Source organism: Ferroglobus sp. (assembly GCF_015521575.1).
Taxonomy (GTDB): Archaea; Halobacteriota; Archaeoglobi; order Archaeoglobales; family Archaeoglobaceae; genus Ferroglobus.
In genome coordinates, this window is sequence record NZ_WANY01000230.1 from 1 (window position 1) to 12,606 (window position 12,606).

Below are 12,606 nucleotides of genomic sequence, written 5' to 3' on the forward strand. Positions count from 1 at the left end.
GCGTTGGATGAAGCGGTTGTTAAAGCAAATAAGAAGCGACATTACATTTTTCTCAGCTGCGAGCACTAAGAAAAACGAGATAATGAGGGTTTACACGATAAGAGAGGTAGCTGATGACGAAGTCCGTCCTCAAAGAATTTCTAAGGTGTTGCAAGAACAAAACCCAAATTCGTTATCGATAAAGTTCTTTGTTGAGGTTCTGAAAAGCCCAATCTGAAATTCAAACGCAAATCGGAAAAGAGGCTTATCCGAATCTGTATTTTCTTCCACCCTATTACCGCTGAGAATCCCGTTAAATTGAATCTGTTCAGCAAGTTGTTTATTCTGTACAATGACAATTTTGAGAAAGTTACGCCAACAACATCCGTTAGCGAAGATGTAAAGAGGGAGTTGCTAAAGTTTGCATCAGAATTACAGATGAAGCTCGGAAGGAGAGTGGACTTTAACGAGGCGATAAGATTTCTGCTTATGTACAGGAGGAGGAGAAATCCAAGATTGTTAATCGAAGCTTGCGCTCCTGGGGATGTAGAAGAGGCACTGAAAGAACTGTACGAGGAGAGAAAAGCAGATGAAAATTGTTAATTGCTTGTATATTCGGATAATTTAGAGTAGTCTCCAGCTTCTTCCAAAATCCTTTCAATAACGTTTATTAAATCGTTTTAAGAATTTAGTGCTATGAAAACATCGCTGAAAGCATTTTTATTTGTTTTTTCAATTCTCCTGATTATTCTGCTTCCCCAAGAAGTACGGCTCGGCAACGCCTACAAGCTCGTTTACTTCCACGTGCCAGTAACAGTTGTGACGATTTTCTCCGCGATGTTTTTGCCACTCTTTCACCACAAACTTGAGCTTGAAACCGTTAAAAGCTTGTCCATCTCTTCAACGATTTACGCAACACTACACCTTGCTATCTCGGCTTTCTTCATGCAAATAGCATGGGGAGGCGTAATACTTTCCGAGCCTAAGTTCACTTTCAGCCTAATTCTCCTCCTCTTCCTATTCGTCCACACACTTCTCTGCTTCCTCGACGGAAAAATAGCAAGAGCTTATTCGTACCTTTCCCCAGCTTTTATCGCCTATTTTTACCACCTCACAACTCTGGCTGAGTTTCAGCTTCATCCTGAAAGAGTCGCTATGCCCCTCCTCTTTTACCTTCCTTACTTTTTTACGTTTCCTTTAGTGATCGCAATTTACGTTGACCTTGCGAGGGCGATAAAAAAGTTATACGAGCCGCAAAGAGACTTTAGCTTGAAATTCAAGGAAAAACTTTTATAGTTAGAGAACGAAGGTTATATTGGCTCCGCCTCTCACGCCCGTGTGACAAGCATGAGCACGGGTCGGTTGGCGGAGCTACAGTTTCCTTTTAAAGGATTGGTAGCAAAGCGAAAACCTTTGCATCCTCTATCAGGTTGTCTATTTTCGCATATTCATTCGGTTCGTGAGCTTTTCCGTCCGTAGTGCTCCAAACGGCAGTTTCCAACCCGGCTTTTCTGAAGAATGCTGCGCAAGTGTTTCCTCCGATTCCGCAAAGCTTGGCATCTATGTTTCTTGCAACTTTTATCGCTCTCCTCAACCTCTGAACGATCTCGCTGTCTTCTCTTGTCGGGGGAGAGCTCTCATCTTGGATTACATCAACGAAAATTTCGAAATCTTCTTTGTTCCTTTTAACGAATTCCTTGACGAATTCTATCACTTCTTCGTTCTTATACTCCGGCAGAACCCGGCAGTCGATGTAGCTAACGTCTCTCCCCGGAATCGTATTCACGTTATCCACGTTCTTCTCCCTCTTCGTCGGCTCGAAAGTGGAGTAAGGCGGATTGAACAGGTTGTTTCTCTTAGAGAACTTCTCGTGCAACGCCCTATCGAGTTCGACAAGCAACTGCATTGCCTTTCTGTTTGCATTTTTAAACAGATCCGGTCTGCTCGCATGCCCTTGCTTTCCCAAAACCGTGATCTTCAACCAAAGGATGTTTTTCTCAGCGATCTCTATCTGATCCCCCTTCGGAAAACCGGCATCGGGAACGAGAATTAAATCGTCCTTACGAAAAACGCCCAAGTTTATTAGATGCTGAATTCCGTACTTGCTTCCAGTCTCCTCGTCGGAAACGAAGGCTAAAGATAGCGTCAGCTTCGGAACGAGTTCGAGATCTATTAGGGCTTTAGCCGCTATTATCGATGCGACCAAACTCTGTCCGTTATCTTCGCTCCCCCTCCCATAGACTTTGCCATCCTTGTAAACTGCTTTAAACGGGTCGCTCTCCCACAAAGAGATGTCCCCTTCCGGAACGACATCAAGATGCGTGACTATCCAAAGCCTCCTCTTCTCTTCTCCCTCAAGCTCAGCCACTATGTTAGGGCGAATGCCAGAGCTTACGCGGTCGTCCTTTGCGTCATATCTTTTAACCTTTAAGTTGTCAAGGAGAGATTCAACGTACTCTGCCTTTTCGCTCTCTCCATCCCCTCCGTTCTCTGGAGAAAGGGCTTTTATTTCGATAAGCTTCGAAAGAACTTCTATGGAAAAGTTCCTGTAGCTCTCCACTTTCTCAAAAATCTTCTCCATCATTCGAGCATCTCCATTAATGACTTTTCGAGGCTTTCGGCTTTCTCCCTCACTTCCACGTCATCAGTATTTTTTAAGTTTCTCACTTCGGCTAAGAGGGGCAATACCGTCTCTTCTTTAGCGTTCGAGCCGTTGAGGTTTTGAACGAACGAGTTCAGTATCGCAAGCTTCCTCCTTGCGACAAAATCCTTTTTTAGCTCTTCTTTAAGCTTTTGCAGAAGTTCCGCAACTCTCCTTCCGTCTTCCGTTAGCTTTACCGTCCTTTTCCTTCCCTTCATTTCGCTCTCTATAAGCGCATGTTTTTCGAATTCGCTGAGAACCTTGGAAATGTAGCTGTACGGAGACCCTACCTCCTTAGAAATTTTCAGCGGATACGGCACTTTTCCGCTCTTCTCAACTTCAAGGATCTTTAAAAGAATGTCCACAACTTTTTCGTGGAGAAACATTTTTTCAAGGCTCATCTCGATCACCCGAATATTTTTCTACTATCCAAGCGTTTCATTAAAAGTTTTTCTTACAAAAATGTCGTAACTATGGGTAGTAAAAACGACGCTAATCTAATTTTCGTTGGAATTTTAGCCCGCAAAATTGCGCTCATGTCTTTTTCGCTTACGATTCTGAAGAGCTTGTTCACTCTCTCGTCCCTCTCTGCTATTTTATCCCACATTCTCTTTAAGTAGTTACTTCTAACCATAACATCGTACATAGCATTCTTCCACCTCCTCTCGTATTCCTCAAGCTCCACTCTTCCGTTAAGAAATTCCGTAACGACTTCGGCGGCTATTTTCCCGGCAACCATGGAAGGGGGAATTCCCGCTCCGACGTGACTTATTATCATGCTCGCCGAATCTCCCGCCAAAATCACTTTTCCGTGAACGCTTTTCACTGGCAAGTCAATAGGAACGACCGCCCCAATTTTCTGAATTATCTCAGCTTTTTTAAGCATCCAGCTGCTGTAGGGATACTCTCTCAAAAACCTGTCAAGGGCTTTGTGAATGTTATCTCCCCTCTCAGCGTATTCTACCCTAAACCCAGTTCCAACATTCGCCAAACCCTCTCCCTTAGGAATTATCCAAGCATATCCCCCAGCGGCAATTTTCTTCCCCACATACATGTATATCGTGTCTTCCTCCCCTTCAAATCCTCTGACGACGTACTGCTTTGCAGGAGAGATTTCGAATTTTAAGCCAAGCCTTCTCCTAATTCTCGAATTTGCACCGTCGCAACCGATAACGACTTTGCTTTCAATTTTCTTCCCGTCCACAACCACATCTCCATCGAAGTCGAACATCTTTCCAAGGATTAGCTTATGCCCAGAATTTTCCGCCAACGTCCTGATCATCTCGTCCCTCTTTATCACGTGCATTTCGAACTCGACATCTATTTCCCTACCATTTGGAAGAATAAATTTCATCCATTTCGTTCTGTTGCTTTCGAACTTTTTCGGAATTTCGAAAATAGAGTAATCGTCCAGATTCGGTAAAAGGTCTTTCATTTCCCTTTTAACCGGTACTATCTCTCCGCACTCCACGGGATATCCGAGTTTAGTTCTTTTATCTATTCCGACGACTTCGAAATTCTTTGGGAGGTAATGAAGGGTGAAGCTTCCCGCAACACCAACTCCCGCAACAACTACATCCATAGCAGCTCGAATCGACAACAACTTTTAAATCTTTGCAAAGATGTTTCTTGTGGACTGGAAACAGGTTTATAAAAAAATCTCTGAAAGGAGGGAAATTCTCGAAAAAATACTCGGAGAAAAAGCGGTAAAGATCGGAGAGACTTTAATTATCTACGACGAACCAATTGAAATCAGAATTGAGAGAGAAAGAGTCTCTTTTTACCTTGACGATGAGCTTGCAGCATTTATCGACGAAAGTGGTGCTTGCTTTATCGATGAAAGGGTGAAGGAGGAAGTTGAACTGTGGTGCAAAGCTTTAACTTCCCTTGGATTCAAAAAATACAGAATCAGGAGGTGAAGCATGAGAGGAGTTCTCATACTAAGCGGAGGAATAGATAGCTCAACTCTGCTCTATTACCTACTGAAGGAAGGATACGAAGTTCACGCTCTAACCTTCTACTACGGACAGAAGCACTTTAAGGAGATAGAGTATTCAAAAAGGATAGTCGAAGAAGCTAAGAAAGTCGGAAAGGTCGAGCATAAGGTCGTTGACATCTCTTCCATCCACGAACTCATAGCCAAAGGAGCGCTGACATCAAATGAAGATGTGCCTAAAGCCTTTTACACGGAAGAAGTCCAAAGGAGAACGATAGTTCCGAACAGGAACATGATACTCCTCTCAATAGCTGCCGGATACGCTGTCAAAATCGGAGCTGAAGAAGTTTTCTACGCTGCTCACAAAAGCGACTACAGCATATACCCAGATTGCAGAAAGGAATTCGTAAAAGCGTTGGACACGGCTTTATACCTCGGAAATCTCTGGACTCCGGTAGAGCTTCGTGCTCCCTTCGTCGACATGACTAAAGCGGAGATCGTCAAGCTCGGTTTGGAGCTTAAAGTTCCTTACGAGCACACTTGGAGCTGCTACGAAGGGGGAGAAAGACCGTGTCTCAGCTGCGGAACTTGTTTGGAGAGAACTGAAGCGTTTCTTCTCAACAACGCCAAGGATCCGCTTTTAAGCGATGAAGAATGGGAGAAAGCGGTGAAGATTTACGAGGAGAAGAAGAAAGAATATGAGGGCAAAAATCAGTGAAATTTTTTACTCAATCCAAGGAGAAGGGATTTTCTGCGGTGTCAGACAGCTTTTCATCAGGTTCTACGGATGCAACTTAAACTGCTACTACTGCGACACAACGTACAATGAAGATTGCGTTAACTACGCTTACGATGAGGTGAGGAAAAACCCCGTCGAAATATCTTACGTACAGAAAATAATAAATGAGAGCGAGAGAATTCATTCCGTCTCGTTTACAGGAGGCGAGCCTCTGCTTTACGCAGACTTTATAGCTGCTCTCGAAAAAACCAAGAAATTTTACCTTGAGTCAAACATGACCCTTCCCGAAGAGGCTAAGAAGGTTAGGTTTTTCGACATAGTAGCCGGAGATCTAAAGGTTAGAGAAGCGGTGAAAAATTACGATGAAGTTTTCGAAAGGACCGTTAAATGTTACAAAATTCTGAGAGATACGAGAAAGAGGGTGACCTTCTGCAAAATAGTTCTCCCCCCAAAGTTCAATTTCGAGGAAGTGTTAAATTCAGCGATGGAAATTAAAGACTACGTTAGGTGTTTCGTCCTCCAACCAATCTTCGGAACATTCGGGGAAAACATTTTAAAATTGCAGGAGGCAATTCTCGAATTCAGCGACGCAAGAGTAATTCCTCAAGTTCACAAGTATCTGGGGGTGAGATGATGAGGATCGGAGTAAGCGAAGTGTTTAGTGCCGCTCACTACATTCCCGAACACTGGAAATGTGGTAAGATCCACGGACACAACTTCAAAGTCGAAGTGGAAATTGAAGGAGAGATAAAAGAGAACGGAATGGTAATGGACTTCCTCGACTTGAAAAAAGAGTTAAAAGATATACTAAAAGAGTTCGACCATAGAATAATAAACGAAGTGATCGAAATTCCCACTTCGGAGAACATCTGTCTCGAAATCTTTAGAAGGTTGAAGGATCGCGGATTGAGCGTTGTCAGAGTTAGAGTTTACGAAAGCGATGACAAATGGGCGGAGATAAGAGCGGACTGATTTTTAATTTATTTTGAAACTTAATTATATAATAGTTTGCTAATTTTTACTTTTAAAGTTCGAACTATGATTGCTTTGCAAACTTTAAAATAAGAACTTAAAATAAAAATATTTTTTAGTTTCTAACTTTCTAAAATATGAAAAACTGAAAATGGAAAGATTAATATACATAAGATCGGGCTTAAGGTAGGTTATTTTTAATTGGGGGTGAAATCGTGAGGAGAATACACGCAAAGGCTTTAACGCTGTATCTATCGGCGATACTGATCTTCCTGATAGTCAGGAGCTTCATAGTACCACCGACATTTGGAGAATTTACGGACGACTACACCTACCGGTGGTTTAGAGGGGATTCCGTCAGAGAGATCATGCAGCTTGAGATGAAATTCGCAACGAAAGAGATGTGTGCTGATTGCCACAAAGAGAGGTACGATTTTCTTGAAAACGGTGCCCACAGAACTCTCAGCTGTGAAACCTGTCACGGACCGAGTATGAAGCACGCGGAGAATCCGAAAACGTACCATCCGACAGTAGACACGACAAGGGAGCTTTGCAAACTCTGCCACGAGTACAATCCCACTCGCCCAGCTGATTTTCCCCAGAAGTTCACCGACGAACACGGATACGGTAGAAAGTGCGTAGAATGTCACGATCCGCACTCACCGTGGGTGTTCAAAGGAGGTGTTCAGGAGTGAGACGAAGAAAGTTCTTGTTCGCTCTCACCGCTTTATTCGGAGTCCTTGGAATAAAGAGGAGAGCTTTTGCAGAACCAACCGACGATTACGATTGGAACGCACACTACTACGCGTTCGTTGTTGATACAAGAAGGTGCATAGGCTGCGGAAGGTGCGTAAGAGCTTGCAAAATCGAGAACGAGGTTCCCATGCTTCCCTTCTTCTTCAGAACTTGGGTTGAGAGATGGGTTTGGTTGAAAGAAGAAAAAGAGCCGAAAGTTGACTCTCCCAACGGCGGCATGGAGGGCTTTCCTATAATTTACGATGAGAGGGCTATAGCAAAATCCTATTTCGTTCCAAAGCTCTGCAACCAGTGCGATCGACCACCTTGCGTTCAGGTGTGTCCAGTTGGAGCGACGTACAAAACAAAAGACGGAGTGATTTTGGTTGACGAGAAGTACTGCATAGGCTGCAGGTACTGCATCCAAGCCTGCCCCTACGGAGCTCGATATTTGTACCCCTTCGACGGTCCGAGGGAGAGTAGAAGAGGGACTGCCGACAAATGTACGTGGTGCTACCACAGAATAACGAAAGGATATAAGCCGGCGTGCGTAGAGGTTTGCCCAACGCAAGCCAGAAGGTTCGGAGATCTTAAGGATCCCAACGATGAAATACACAAGATTTTGGAGGAGAACAGAATTCAGGTTTTGAAGCCGGAGATGGGGACGAAGCCCAAGGTGTTTTACATAGGTCTCGACTCAGAGGTGAGGTAAATGAGCGAGATTCTTTGGGAGGTACTAAAGCACGTTGAAGGGTACATTTATCCCAACGAGGTAGAAGTTAACTGGAGCGTACTCATAGCCCTCTATCCTTACATCACGGGGTTAGTAGCGGGAGCTTTCATAGTGGCTTCTCTCGAAAGAATCTTCAAAGTTGAGGCTGTGAAGCCGACATACAGGCTTGCTTTGTTAACGGCGTTGGCTTTCCTCCTATGCGCACCACTTCCGCTCGTTGCCCACCTTGGACGACCAGAGAGAGCTTTCGAAATCATGACTACTCCTCATCTAACTTCAGCAATGGCAGGTTTCGGTTTCGTATACGCTTGGTACTTGCTAATCGTTCTCCTCACGGAAATCTACTACGATTACAGGAGAGACATCATTAGATGGGCTAAAGAGTATAAGGGCATTCGGGGGTTCATTTATAGAGTCCTCACCCTTGGAGAGTGGGACGACAGCGAAGAAGCTCTAAAAGCCGATCAGAGAGTTGTGAACATCGTAACTGTCGTCGGTCTTCCTTCAGCAGCGCTTTTGCATGGTTACGTTGGATTCATTTTCGGTAGTGTGAAAGCAAACATTTGGTGGAGTTCACCACTGATGCCAATAATATTCCTTTTCTCAGCAATGGTTTCCGGAATTGCCTTAGTCCTTCTGATCTACATCGTAAGCAGTTACATAAGAGGGGTAGAGCTTGACAGAGCTTGTACAGACACGTTAGCGGGATACCTTCTCTACAGCTACATCCTCGACCTCGGTCTTGAGGCTATGGAGCTCATACACATCTTCTACACCCAAGAGGAAGGGTTTGATGCGATAGTCACATTAATTTCCGACAAGATCTTCGTTTCGTTCATAATAATTCAGATCTTCTTCGGAACGCTCGTACCGATAATCCTGCTACTGATAGCAAAGAGCGGAATATTCAAGTTCAACGTCAGAAAGTATCTCTACATCTTCGCTACCGTTCTAACACTCATAGGAGTATTTGCAATGAGGTGGAACGTCGTAATTGGGGGGCAGATCCTTTCAAAGACCTACATGGGCTACTCCTACTACATAATGCCCGTTTTCGGACCAGAAAGTCTCAGCATAACTTTGGCAATAATGGCTCTGCCGTTCGTAATCCTGGCGATTTTAGTGAAGCTACTGCCTCCTTGGGAAGCTCCGTACGTGTGGGAGAAGAAAGAGCTCGAATAACACAAATTTTTAAATTACAAAAACAGCTGCTGCCACAACTGTTGTTATTTTTTTCACTTCCGCTACCTTCGATATCGAGAAAACCTCTACCGGCTTTTTCCCATGGCTCGTTTCCACGAGATACTCTGCTCTCTCTTTAACGAACGTGTCCAAGTCCTCTCCAGAGTAATTTCCCGAGTACTCCACCAAATATCCGTGTCCGTTAGTAGGCTTCGCCCCACCAACGGCAGCGTAAATTTTCTTTCCTTCTTCCCCGCTTGAGTGTTTTGCCATCACGCAAAAAACGATTTCTCCGGCTGAGAGTTCTTTCAACCCTTCTTCCAAACTTACACGAACGCAGTTCGGTGGAATTATGCTGCTCACTGGAACTAAGTTAAACTTCTCTATTTTCGCATCCCTCAAAGCGAGTTCGAAGCTCACAAGGGGATCCTCGTGAGAGCCTACTCCGGCTGTGAGAAAAAACATTCTTGGCTTCAGCATCCAACGAGAGTTCTGAGATGGATTTATAAGATTTTTTAAGCGATGTCCCTTGAAGTGTCTATTTGCACCCCCTCGCTGATATAATAGCGGAAGGTCTCTGTTATTGGCTGCATGTTTCTTACCTTAGGAATTGCAAGTCTGTTCACAATCCTGTCTCCATGCCTCTCAACATCGATGTCGAAAACAGCATCCGACAGATCTATAACGAGACTTTCCAAATCCTTCGGATGGATGTTCTTTATCACGTAACAATACGAAAGTCCTTCCACGTTTTTAGTTGTAACGTAAATCTTGTTTATCAACCACTCCTTTAAACCAACGGGAACGTTTAACTTCAAAAAGAAAGAGAGGTTGTCGAAGATTATTATCACGTGCTTTTCCGTAGATATTTCCGAAAGCTTTGCATCAACGAAGTCGAATATGTTCCTATCTCTGTACATATCCTCAACAACGAAGGCACCAGTTTCGCTTAGGTAGTATTTCTCGAAAACGTCTATGAACTCGATGTGATCAACATCGAATCCCATGCTCTCTATGTTCTCCCTAACGTACTTAGCCGGTCTTACCGTTGTGAAGTAGAAAGTCGTGTAGATTGAAGCAAACTGATGCAGAAAAACTTCAGGCATCGCAATCGGATTGGCAAAAATGCAGACCATAGTGCCAGCTGGTAAGCCACCGCCAAGTCTCTTATCGAGTATCGTTATTCCAGTAGGAATTCTTTCCATTTACCATACTCCTTCTTCAACTTCAAATTTTAATGTTTCTCTCAAAAAATTTAAGAAGCTTTGGGAGATCCTCCACCCTCGTCGTCCATTTTCCAATTATTCTTATGAGTTCTTTCCTTATGTAGTAATCCGCATTATGCAAAATCGCTCTTAAGTTTCCCTCAAGCTTCTTTCCGTTCTCATCCCAATCCGTAAGCACAATCACATCCCTTTCCATAAAAGAGTCGCAAATTTCGGAGATGCTTTTTTGAGAGATCGCAACAATTTCACCAGAAACGCCCACCCTCCTCAAAGCTTCTACATCTTTCCTTCCTTCCACTAATATCACCGCTCCGTTCTCCGCTCTTTCAGACAGCTCCTCCAGAAGTTCAAGAAGTCTCACGTAAGCGTCCCTATCCAACATGCTTTTCAATTTCCTCCCTGCTACAACCTACTATTAAAACCTTTTTGACTCTGCTCTTCTCCCCTGAAATCACTCTCGCACTTTTTCCAAAAAGCTCTTTGAGAAACTTTTCCAATTCCCTGTTCGCTTTCCCCTCAACCGGTGGAGCTTTCACTCTAACACTCAAAGCCTTTTTCCAAGGATCATACCCTGAGATTTCGTTCTTCTTGGAGTTAGGAGTTACATGAACTGTGATAACCACTCCCTCCTCGACTTCCTCAAGCCAGTCGTTCATTAAGTCCGTCCTCTCCCACAGCTTATAAAAGAAATTATCATGATTTATTACCCACCCACCCCTTTGTTTCCTGTGGAAATTTCCTAACGTGGTTGCACTTTAAATTGATTGCCAAAAAAGATTTCAAAACGCTAATTTTTCGCATTTCGGTGAAGAGATTAGTGATTATAATTTTTCTTCGGTTTGTATCCTTTTTTATTTTCCACTTGAAACCGAATCTGGAAACTGTTATCTACTTGGAAATCGATTATCCCGATGATGATGGAAGAGATACGAGAAATTTACGAGAAGTTCGGTGGAGAAGTAAAGGAGTTCGAGAAGTTTGAGGGAGAAGTGGACGTTGGTTACAAAATCGAGTTCGAGAAGAAAATAACGGATGTGGATGTTCACTTCTTTGGTTTTGCTTCGGGAGATTTCAATCCGGTGCACTTCGATGAAGAAGTTGCTTCAAAAACGAAGTTTAAGGGAAGAGTCGTGCACGGAATGCTTACGACAAGTCTCATTTCAGCAGCAGTAGCGAGAATGCCGGGAATTGTCGTTCTGCTTGAGGCTTGCTTCAAATATACGAAGCCTGTGAGAATTGGAGACACCGTCAGAGTTGTGGGTGAAGTCGTTGAAAAGGAGAAAAACAGGTACAAGCTTGAAGTGAAGTGTTTCGTCGGTGAAAACGTAGTTGTGGAGGGGTTTGCGAGGGTTTTACTCTGGTAAATTGGGATTGCGAAATCTTTAGCACTGAGTAATTTGCCCGCACAAATTTAAAATACTACAAGAAATCTGGAAGAGGCAAAGATTCCGATAAAGCCGAGGTACTATCCTAAAGAATTTTAAGGAATGATCGTGAATGCTGTGGTGAGAGAGGGTGTAGATATTTGGTGAGTAAACAGAATTTTCAGGCTTTCTCCGAATACGGTAATAGCCGGGACCTGAGAAAAGAATTGCGTCAGAATGACCCCGTTGTTGAATTGGGTGAGATGTGAAGTTTTGTTAGGAAAAAGGAAAATAAAATCTGGACATGATTAGCTTTGGAGAGATTCTCGCTAAATAATCAGTTACGCTGTAGGAGACCGATCAGTTGATACTTTTAAAAAATTATGAGGCAGAATTGGCAATAAAATCAAACGTAATGCAATATTTTACACGGATCGCTGCTTCTTGCGATCTAATCCCATACAAACAAAGAATAGAAAAAGAGGAAGCACAAATCGACAAGAAAAACCCTCAGATTCCACCAAATCCTTGGAAAGCTCCAAAACTCTATCAAACTCTGGATACGTTAAAACTCTTTAAACAAATTCTGAAGTTTTCAAAGTTGTCCGTCGGCTTTGTAAAACTTAAAACGAGTCTCAAAAATTCTGCCCGTTTATCTCTAACAGCTGTTTTCACAACCAAAGCTCGAAATTTCGTTAAGAGTAAAGACGAAATCTGACTTTTGCTTGCTTTAATTAGTTCTACTATCAGCGGTACTAACGGACAAATATAAGATCGCGGTATGGAATTAACAGACCCGTAAACCTTACTTTCTCAAAATACTATTCAACTAATTTCGATGAAGCTGAAAGAATTGGTGGAAGAGCTTAATCTTTCTGAGAGGGAAAGGATTCCGAACGACATCAGGATTCTTGACATAGCAACTTACATCCAAACTTCTTCGACAAGGAGGACTGCAAAAATCTCTTTGAGTTTCGTCCTATTTCCCACACAACTGTCTGGAAATGGGTAAAGAAGTTTGAAGAAAAACTACCAATTTCGACTGAGAAGAAGAAAAGAAATCTCGCAGCGATTGACGAAACTGTTGTTAAAGCTAACA

Annotated in this window: 19 protein-coding genes; 12 read left to right on the forward strand and 7 right to left on the reverse strand. The window is 43.2% G+C overall.

The genetic code is table 11. The features are described from left to right. From F7C14_RS09160 to F7C14_RS09170, 3 genes are all read left to right on the forward strand, one after another. A partial coding sequence (locus F7C14_RS09160) for a hypothetical protein (protein WP_290902117.1) occupies positions 1 to 217 on the forward strand: 217 nt, incomplete at its 5' end. 98 nt (positions 218 to 315) lie between these two features. Beyond that, positions 316 to 582: a hypothetical protein gene (locus F7C14_RS09165; protein ID WP_290902119.1), complete on the forward strand. Its 267-nt coding sequence runs from the start codon at positions 316 to 318 to the stop codon at positions 580 to 582. Positions 583 to 675: 93 nt separating this feature from the next. Beyond that, on the forward strand, positions 676 to 1,275 hold the full coding sequence (locus F7C14_RS09170; RefSeq protein WP_290902121.1) for a hypothetical protein: 600 nt from the start codon (positions 676 to 678) through the stop codon (positions 1,273 to 1,275). 88 nt (positions 1,276 to 1,363) lie between these two features. Here F7C14_RS09170 and F7C14_RS09175 read toward each other — a convergent pair whose 3' ends face one another. The 3 genes from F7C14_RS09175 to F7C14_RS09185 are packed head-to-tail and all read right to left on the reverse strand — an operon-like array spanning position 1,364 to position 4,202. Next, positions 1,364 to 2,563 (reverse strand): M20 family metallo-hydrolase, encoded by a 1,200-nt coding sequence (locus F7C14_RS09175; RefSeq protein WP_290902123.1) that lies wholly within the window; start codon positions 2,561 to 2,563, stop codon positions 1,364 to 1,366. Further along, a complete protein-coding gene (locus tag F7C14_RS09180) occupies positions 2,560 to 3,021 on the reverse strand; it encodes an ArsR family transcriptional regulator (RefSeq protein ID WP_290902125.1) in 462 nt (153 codons plus the stop codon). Before F7C14_RS09180 ends, F7C14_RS09175 begins: the two co-directional genes overlap by 4 nt. A gap of 53 nt (positions 3,022 to 3,074) precedes the next feature. After that, entirely contained in the window at positions 3,075 to 4,202 is a 1,128-nt protein-coding gene (locus tag F7C14_RS09185; protein WP_290902127.1) for a geranylgeranyl reductase family protein, read from the reverse strand. 49 nt (positions 4,203 to 4,251) lie between these two features. Here F7C14_RS09185 and F7C14_RS09190 point away from each other — a divergent pair, with 49 nt between their 5' ends. From F7C14_RS09190 to nrfD, 7 genes are all read left to right on the forward strand, one after another. Then, the gene (locus F7C14_RS09190; RefSeq protein WP_290902128.1) at positions 4,252 to 4,539 is read left to right on the forward strand and encodes a hypothetical protein; all 288 of its coding nucleotides are present in this window, start codon (positions 4,252 to 4,254) and stop codon (positions 4,537 to 4,539) included. 3 nt (positions 4,540 to 4,542) lie between these two features. Next, positions 4,543 to 5,274 carry a 7-cyano-7-deazaguanine synthase QueC gene (gene queC / locus F7C14_RS09195; RefSeq protein ID WP_290902130.1) on the forward strand — a complete coding sequence of 244 codons (732 nt, stop codon included), beginning with the start codon at positions 4,543 to 4,545 and terminating at the stop codon, positions 5,272 to 5,274. Then, the gene (locus F7C14_RS09200) at positions 5,255 to 5,929 is read left to right on the forward strand and encodes a 7-carboxy-7-deazaguanine synthase QueE (protein WP_290902132.1); all 675 of its coding nucleotides are present in this window, start codon (positions 5,255 to 5,257) and stop codon (positions 5,927 to 5,929) included. The genes queC and F7C14_RS09200 overlap by 20 nt, the downstream gene beginning before the upstream one ends. Further along, positions 5,929 to 6,267 (forward strand): 6-carboxytetrahydropterin synthase QueD, encoded by a 339-nt coding sequence (queD, locus tag F7C14_RS09205; protein WP_290902135.1) that lies wholly within the window; start codon positions 5,929 to 5,931, stop codon positions 6,265 to 6,267. The genes F7C14_RS09200 and queD overlap by 1 nt, the downstream gene beginning before the upstream one ends. Positions 6,268 to 6,482: 215 nt before the next feature. After that, positions 6,483 to 6,962 (forward strand): hypothetical protein, encoded by a 480-nt coding sequence (locus F7C14_RS09210; RefSeq protein ID WP_290902137.1) that lies wholly within the window; start codon positions 6,483 to 6,485, stop codon positions 6,960 to 6,962. Further along, positions 6,959 to 7,714 carry a 4Fe-4S dicluster domain-containing protein gene (locus F7C14_RS09215; RefSeq protein ID WP_290902139.1) on the forward strand — a complete coding sequence of 252 codons (756 nt, stop codon included), beginning with the start codon at positions 6,959 to 6,961 and terminating at the stop codon, positions 7,712 to 7,714. Before F7C14_RS09210 ends, F7C14_RS09215 begins: the two co-directional genes overlap by 4 nt. Next, positions 7,715 to 8,917 carry an NrfD/PsrC family molybdoenzyme membrane anchor subunit gene (gene nrfD, locus F7C14_RS09220; RefSeq protein ID WP_290902141.1) on the forward strand — a complete coding sequence of 401 codons (1,203 nt, stop codon included), beginning with the start codon at positions 7,715 to 7,717 and terminating at the stop codon, positions 8,915 to 8,917. 9 nt (positions 8,918 to 8,926) lie between these two features. Here the strand turns inward: nrfD and F7C14_RS09225 are convergent, their stop codons facing one another. From F7C14_RS09225 to F7C14_RS09240, 4 genes are read right to left on the reverse strand one after another with little or no spacing between them, the layout of a single operon-like run. Next, a complete protein-coding gene (locus tag F7C14_RS09225; protein ID WP_290902144.1) occupies positions 8,927 to 9,397 on the reverse strand; it encodes a pyruvoyl-dependent arginine decarboxylase in 471 nt (156 codons plus the stop codon). A gap of 35 nt (positions 9,398 to 9,432) precedes the next feature. Further along, positions 9,433 to 10,122: an RAD55 family ATPase gene (locus F7C14_RS09230; protein ID WP_290902146.1), complete on the reverse strand. Its 690-nt coding sequence runs from the start codon at positions 10,120 to 10,122 to the stop codon at positions 9,433 to 9,435. Positions 10,123 to 10,144: 22 nt separating this feature from the next. Beyond that, on the reverse strand, positions 10,145 to 10,534 hold the full coding sequence (locus F7C14_RS09235; protein ID WP_290902147.1) for a hypothetical protein: 390 nt from the start codon (positions 10,532 to 10,534) through the stop codon (positions 10,145 to 10,147). Next, complete coding sequence (locus F7C14_RS09240) at positions 10,515 to 10,799, reverse strand: DUF167 domain-containing protein (protein ID WP_290902149.1); 285 nt, start codon at positions 10,797 to 10,799, stop codon at positions 10,515 to 10,517. Before F7C14_RS09240 ends, F7C14_RS09235 begins: the two co-directional genes overlap by 20 nt. A gap of 258 nt (positions 10,800 to 11,057) precedes the next feature. Between F7C14_RS09240 and F7C14_RS09245 the strand changes: the two genes are divergently transcribed. Next, a complete protein-coding gene (locus tag F7C14_RS09245) occupies positions 11,058 to 11,507 on the forward strand; it encodes a MaoC family dehydratase (RefSeq protein WP_290902151.1) in 450 nt (149 codons plus the stop codon). An 838-nt stretch (positions 11,508 to 12,345) separates the two neighbouring features. Continuing rightward, on the forward strand, positions 12,346 to 12,519 hold the full coding sequence (locus F7C14_RS09250; protein ID WP_290902153.1) for a hypothetical protein: 174 nt from the start codon (positions 12,346 to 12,348) through the stop codon (positions 12,517 to 12,519). The last annotated feature ends 87 nt before the right edge of the window (positions 12,520 to 12,606 follow it).

Bases quoted from the DNA above. Each gene is read 5' to 3' on its own strand.
- queC (WP_290902130.1), top strand. From the start codon at position 4,543: ATGAGAGGAGTTCTCATACTAAGCGGAGGAATAGATAGCTCAACTCTG.
- F7C14_RS09230 (WP_290902146.1), bottom strand. From the start codon at position 10,122: ATGGAAAGAATTCCTACTGGAATAACGATACTCGATAAGAGACTTGGC.
- F7C14_RS09180 (WP_290902125.1), bottom strand. From the start codon at position 3,021: ATGAGCCTTGAAAAAATGTTTCTCCACGAAAAAGTTGTGGACATTCTT.
- F7C14_RS09245 (WP_290902151.1), top strand. From the start codon at position 11,058: ATGATGGAAGAGATACGAGAAATTTACGAGAAGTTCGGTGGAGAAGTA.
- nrfD (WP_290902141.1), top strand. From the start codon at position 7,715: ATGAGCGAGATTCTTTGGGAGGTACTAAAGCACGTTGAAGGGTACATT.
- F7C14_RS09250 (WP_290902153.1), top strand. From the start codon at position 12,346: ATGAAGCTGAAAGAATTGGTGGAAGAGCTTAATCTTTCTGAGAGGGAA.
- F7C14_RS09225 (WP_290902144.1), bottom strand. From the start codon at position 9,397: ATGCTGAAGCCAAGAATGTTTTTTCTCACAGCCGGAGTAGGCTCTCAC.
- F7C14_RS09240 (WP_290902149.1), bottom strand. From the start codon at position 10,799: ATGAACGACTGGCTTGAGGAAGTCGAGGAGGGAGTGGTTATCACAGTT.
- queD (WP_290902135.1), top strand. From the start codon at position 5,929: ATGAGGATCGGAGTAAGCGAAGTGTTTAGTGCCGCTCACTACATTCCC.
- F7C14_RS09175 (WP_290902123.1), bottom strand. From the start codon at position 2,563: ATGATGGAGAAGATTTTTGAGAAAGTGGAGAGCTACAGGAACTTTTCC.
- F7C14_RS09170 (WP_290902121.1), top strand. From the start codon at position 676: ATGAAAACATCGCTGAAAGCATTTTTATTTGTTTTTTCAATTCTCCTG.
- F7C14_RS09185 (WP_290902127.1), bottom strand. From the start codon at position 4,202: ATGGATGTAGTTGTTGCGGGAGTTGGTGTTGCGGGAAGCTTCACCCTT.
- F7C14_RS09200 (WP_290902132.1), top strand. From the start codon at position 5,255: ATGAGGGCAAAAATCAGTGAAATTTTTTACTCAATCCAAGGAGAAGGG.